This window comes from uncultured Helcococcus sp. (genome assembly GCF_946998255.1).
Taxonomy (GTDB): Bacteria; Bacillota; Clostridia; order Tissierellales; family Peptoniphilaceae; genus Helcococcus.
In genome coordinates this window covers 1-5,063 of record NZ_CAMPYN010000070.1, presented here as the reverse complement: position 1 = coordinate 5,063, position 5,063 = coordinate 1, and the positions used below count along the sequence as shown (strand labels likewise).

Annotated in this window: 6 protein-coding genes; 1 reads left to right on the top strand and 5 read right to left on the bottom strand. The window is 30.2% G+C overall.

Translation table 11 applies throughout. The annotated features are described in order from the left end of the window. Positions 1–1,069 (top strand): MFS transporter (locus Q0U66_RS05370; RefSeq protein WP_297378371.1); only part of this gene is annotated, 1,069 nt, incomplete at its 5' end. Positions 1,070–1,088: 19 nt separating this feature from the next. On the opposite strand, the gene Q0U66_RS05365 is transcribed toward Q0U66_RS05370, so the two are convergent. Genes Q0U66_RS05365 through Q0U66_RS05345 form a run of 5 tightly spaced genes read right to left on the bottom strand, consistent with a single transcriptional unit; the run spans position 1,089 to position 4,968 of the window. Beyond that, positions 1,089–1,727, bottom strand: a complete 639-nt coding sequence (locus tag Q0U66_RS05365; RefSeq protein WP_297378368.1) for a metal-dependent transcriptional regulator — start codon at positions 1,725–1,727, stop codon at positions 1,089–1,091. Further along, complete coding sequence (locus tag Q0U66_RS05360; RefSeq protein ID WP_297378365.1) at positions 1,711–2,559, bottom strand: metal ABC transporter permease; 849 nt, start codon at positions 2,557–2,559, stop codon at positions 1,711–1,713. The genes Q0U66_RS05365 and Q0U66_RS05360 overlap by 17 nt, the downstream gene beginning before the upstream one ends. Continuing rightward, positions 2,556–3,425: a metal ABC transporter permease gene (locus Q0U66_RS05355; protein WP_297378361.1), complete on the bottom strand. Its 870-nt coding sequence runs from the start codon at positions 3,423–3,425 to the stop codon at positions 2,556–2,558. The genes Q0U66_RS05360 and Q0U66_RS05355 overlap by 4 nt, the downstream gene beginning before the upstream one ends. A gap of 2 nt (positions 3,426–3,427) precedes the next feature. Then, positions 3,428–4,147 (bottom strand): metal ABC transporter ATP-binding protein, encoded by a 720-nt coding sequence (locus Q0U66_RS05350; protein ID WP_297378358.1) that lies wholly within the window; start codon positions 4,145–4,147, stop codon positions 3,428–3,430. A gap of 20 nt (positions 4,148–4,167) precedes the next feature. Further along, complete coding sequence (locus Q0U66_RS05345; RefSeq protein WP_297378374.1) at positions 4,168–4,968, bottom strand: zinc ABC transporter substrate-binding protein; 801 nt, start codon at positions 4,966–4,968, stop codon at positions 4,168–4,170. Positions 4,969–5,063 lie beyond the last annotated feature (95 nt).

Genomic DNA, 5,063 nt, shown 5'->3' with positions numbered 1-5,063 from the left:
GATGGCCCTAGGCTATATAGTGTCAGTAGTATTGCCACCTATTATCGGTAATTTTGCTGACAAATCTAAAAAAATGATTGTTCATAGGATAGTGATTAGCATGTCTTTACTTATGATATTGGCATCAGCTTTTCTTTTATCTTTTGATAAGACAAAATGGATTGTAGCATTTTTCTTTGCGGTCTTAGTTGCTATAAGTCAAAGCTTGATACCTTTTATAAATTCCTTAGGGATGTTTTTTATAAATAAGGGTTTGAAAATAAATTTTGGACTTGCTAGAGCTATAGGTTCCTTAACCTTTTCACTTTCATCCATGCTAATAGGATATTTAATTGATAAGTTTGCTAGCGTAAATTTTGTAATTTATATGGTTAGCTTAGTTTATATATTATTGATAATTGTCATAAATAAATTTCACTTTGTTGGAATAGAAGAAGTAAATGATTTTGATGAAAATATAGAAAATGGAAACTCTATTACATATATAGAATTTTTTAACCACCATAGGAGATTCACATCAGTATTATTTGGTATTGTTTTAGTATTTATATCTTATAATATGATGGGAAATTATATGTTTCAAATTGTAAGCCACCATGGACACCAAGCTAAGGAAATGGGGACTATCATATCCATAGGGGGTATCCTAGAGTTACCTGCTTTATTTGGTCTTAGCCTATTGATGAAAAAAATTACGAGTGGGAATCTAATGAGAATTTCTTGTTTCTTTATATTTGTTAGAGTTTTATTTACTTATCTAGCATCTGACTTGTCTGGTGTATACTTCGCCCTAGTATTTCAATTATTAGGATTTGGACTATTTTCTGGAGCTAATGTATATTATGCAAGAGATGTATTGGATGAAAAATATCTAGTTAGAGGACAGGCCTTGATAAATTCAAGTATTACCCTAGGAGCAGTCTTATCTTCAGTAATAGGTGGTAGACTCCTAGATTTAGCTGGAGTAAATACTATGCTTTTTTATGCCGCAGTATTTGCAGGATTAGGATTTTTAATTGTAAGTATATTTACTGAGAAAACTCATATAAAAAATGAAGGTCATGACTAATGTCAAAAGACCTTCATTTTTATATTAAAAATATATCTTTGCTAACCCTGTGAGATAAATTTATATTATCTTTATTATTTATTAATATATCTACTGAGTCATCAATTTCATTAAATTCAATTACTTTAAGCTTATCACCAATCTTTAAGCCGATTTTATTTATATAGGTTAAAAGTGTTTTATCGTCGAATATGCTTTGGATAGTATACTCCAATCCTTCTTTAGCCTTATCTAAACTAATTTTATCATTAGATTTTTTTAGGTTGCTATATATTATACCACCATGGGGACAAGTTTCAGGTTCTCCTAAAAATCTATTTAGATCTTCAAACATCTTGTCACTTGTCACATTTTGAAGCAATTGAGCTTGCTCATGCACATCTTCCCAATTATATTTTAGATTTTCGGTTAAAAAGTATTCCCAAAGTCTATGCTTAGATACTATATCTTTAGCATATTCTTCACCATCTTGGCTTAGATCAATAGTTTTTTGATCTTTAAGTAAACCATCTTTTTTTAGCTTTTTAACCATTTCTGTTACAGAAGATGGAGCTATATCTAAAGCTTGGCTTAAAGCCTTGTTAGTCACTTTTTTGTTTGATTCTTTTAATTTAAATATTGTAGTTAAGTATTCATTTCTCTCAGGTAGAACTTTCATTTAATTTACCCTTCATATTTTTAATTGCAATAGTTAGTAAAAAATTTACCATAGAAACAAAGGCAACCATACCTGACATTGATACATTTAAATAATATGCCAACGTGAAACCTTCGATACTATTAATTATAGCAAAAATGCAAGTAATTATTAAAGTATTTGATAAAGATTTTCCTAACAATAATCCAATAGAGGCTGAAGTAATAAAAAATGAAACAACTAAGATTGAGCCTACAGCATTAAAAGACATCACACTTGTTGCTGATGTTAGAACCATTATAGAGTAAAATAAAAATCCTGTAGGTATACCAATTGTTTTAGCGAATACTATATCAAATGTTGCTACTTTAAGTTCCTTAAAAAATAATTTTATAAAGACTATATTTACTAGAAACATTAAAGACAAGTTTACAAAGGACTTGGCTATTTCCATTCCAAATATATTATAAGTATCTAAGCTGACAAAAATTACCTCTCCCAATAAGACTATATCTGTATCTAGATGGGCGTTTTTAGCATATCTACTTATTAATATAACTGCTATGGAAAAAAACATAGGATATATTATTCCTACTGCGTCGTCTTTTTTTACATACTTACTTGATCCAAGTTTTTCTATTGCTAAAACAGCTACTAATCCCGATATACTTGCGCTTACCAATAAAAAAGGTGAATCTAAAGATTTTGTTATAAAAAAGGCTAATACTATTCCCAATAAGACTGAGTGACTTATTGCATCAGTTAGCATTGACTGCCTTCTTAAGACTAAAAATACTCCTAAAACACTGCAGGCTAGAGCAGCTACTATAAGAGTAAGTAATGAATAAATCATTTCTTCCTCCTTAATTTATGATAAATAAAGCTTCTTTTTCCAAATAACATAGAGAAGAAAGCAATTATACAAGAGACTACTATTATAGTTGGACCAGTTGCTAAGCCATCAGCCGATGATGATAGATAATTTCCTATAAAGGTTGATATAGCAGAGAATATGCAAGCAAGGACCAATACATGGCCAAATTTATGTGACCATTGTTGGGCGCTTATTGTTGGTATTATTAGAAAAGAACTAATTAATATAAAACCAACAGATTTTATGCCTGCTGATATAACCAAGAGTGTCAATACTAAGATAACCATATCTACTAATCTACTAGGGATACCAGTAACTTGAGCAAATTCAGGATCAAAAAGATAAAGTTTTAATTCTTTATAAAAAGCCAACATTAAGAAAAGACATATTATAGTTATAGTAGCTATTATAATTACATCTGATTCTAATAGGTATGAAGCTTGTCCAAAAATATATTTTTCAAGGCCGGCTTGGCTGGTTCCTGTAAAGCTTTTATTTCCTTGTATATAACTTTTACATACCATACCAAAACCGAAAAAGCCTGATAAAACAATGGCTAGACTTGCATCTAACTCTATTATCGAGGTCTTTTTAATTTTTTGAATTATATAATAGGCTATCCCACCACTTATACAAGCACCTAACAACAAAATTAAAGGATTTCTACTTTGAAAAAGTATAAAGGCTAAGGTAATACCAGGAAATGTTGAGTGACCTATAGCATCACCAATTAAACTTTGTCCCTTATAAAGGTTTAAAGCCCCTACTAATGCACTAGAAATAGACAATAGTAAAGTGCCTGCAAAAACGACTTTAAATGTATATGAAGTTAAAATATCTAACATAATTAGCTCCTTATACTATAAGCTTTATCAATATTTTCTTGATTTAAGCTTGTTTCTATTGGACCTGCTACCTTGATATCATGGTTTAATATTATTAGGTAATCAAAATATTCTTTTAAAGATCCTAAATCATGGTGGACAGCTATTACAGTTTTACCTTTTTTCTGCAAGTCGGTAAACTTATCCATAATTATTTTTTCTGTATTCTTATCTACACCTGCCAAGGGTTCATCCAAAATATATAAGTCTGCATCTTGACACAAGGCTCTAGCTATGAAGACTCTTTGCTTTTGACCGCCAGATAATTGTGAAATATGGCGGTCTGCAAAATCTTCCATTTTCATTTCTTTTAAAGCTTTCATGGCTATTTCTTTATCTTCTTTTTTAGGCCTTCTAAATAAAGATAAGTGTTGGTATCTGCCCATTAAAACTACATCGAATACAGTAATAGGGAAATCCCAGTTTACATTAGACCTTTGAGGGACATAAGCAATTTCGTCCCTCACATTGTCTAAATTTTTATTGAAAATTTTTATAGAACCCGTTTTGTTTTCTACTAGGTCTAAGATAGACTTTATTAAGGTTGATTTACCAGCTCCGTTTGGCCCAACTATAGCAGCTCTTACATTTGCAGGTATGTCTAAGTTTATATTGGAAAGAACCTTTGTATTTTTATCATAACTAACATTTAAATCTTTTATTTCAATTATTGATTCTTTCATAAGTAACTCCTAAATCTCATCTATTTTAAATTATTTACTATTAAATCTACGTTTTGTCTATACATATCTATATATGTATGGCCTTCTCCCTTGTCAGCTAATGAATCAGAATATAATTCTTGACCTTCACCAGAAACAACCTTTACTTCAAATCCCTTAGCCTTACATATTTCTTGTAATTTTTTCATCTTTTCTGGATTTGTGGTTGATTCTGTAAATATAGCTTTAATCTTATTCTTTACAATAAATTCTGCTGTTTTTTCTATATCAGCATTTGATACTTCTGAATCAGTACTTACACCTTGAGGAGCTACAACTTCCATTTTGAATAATCTTGAGAAGTAGTTAAAAGCATCATGAGGGGTGATTAAGTATCTTGATCCTTCAGGTATTTGATTAATCTTTTCAGATAATTCAACTTTTAATTGGTCTAATTTTTCTGCATAAGCTGTATAATTTTTTTCAAAGTTTTCTTTTTCATCTGGTATTAAAGTTTCTAGTTCACTTGCAACATTTTTTACAGCCTTTTTGTATAGATCTATATCAAACCAGAAGTGAGGATCTACAACTTTTGAACCTTCTTCATCTATGTAAATGAGTTCATTATATTTGAAATCTTTGGTGATAGCATGGCCTTTATTTTCTAATACATCTTCCATCTTACCTTCAAAGTGTAAACCATGATATAAAACAAGGTCGGCTTCTTTTATTTTCTTCAAATCTTCTGGTTTAGCATGGTATAGGTGAGGGTCTTCACCATAAGGTATAACAAGTTTTATATCAACCTTATCACCGGCTATTTCCTTTACTGCATCATAAATAAATGATGTTGTTTAAACTACTACCTATATAGTGGACACGAAAAATTGAATTTTCACATGAGTAATATCTGGTAAAACCCAATCAACAGACATTA